Source organism: Methanoculleus sediminis (assembly GCF_001017125.1).
GTDB lineage: Archaea > Halobacteriota > Methanomicrobia > Methanomicrobiales > Methanoculleaceae > Methanoculleus > Methanoculleus sediminis.
The window spans coordinates 1-372 of the sequence record NZ_JXOJ01000011.1 but is presented as its reverse complement, the minus strand read 5'-3'; the positions used below and the strand labels follow the sequence as shown (position 1 = coordinate 372).

Genomic DNA, 372 nt, shown 5'->3' with positions numbered 1-372 from the left:
GAACGGCGAGATCGAGATGGCCTTCTACGTCTGGAACGACTGGACCGACCTCCAGAATGAGAAAGAAGAGGCCGAGAGTCTCAAGCACAGCGTCGACACGATGATCAAGCAGAACCCGCTTGCCATCGCAACCCTCCGCGCGGACAAGAGCCGGATCGACATCAACGACGAGTACGCCCGGATGTGGCGCGGCACCCGCGAAGAGACGCTCGCAAAGAAACTCTACGACTACGACATCACCATCCTCGGGGGCGACCACTTCTACGCCTGCTACGAGACGAAGAAACTCGCCCGGACGGACGTCATGGTCAAGTGGCCCGACGGCGTCAGGAAATACCTCACCCTGAATGCCATCCCCATCCTTGACCGGAG

At 59.7% G+C, this 372-nt stretch carries 1 pseudogene; it reads left to right on the top strand.

Annotation, left to right across the window (positions count from 1 at the left end):
- Window positions 1-372 (top strand): annotated as a pseudogene (locus SZ63_RS13045) (methyl-accepting chemotaxis protein); the annotation flags it as partial.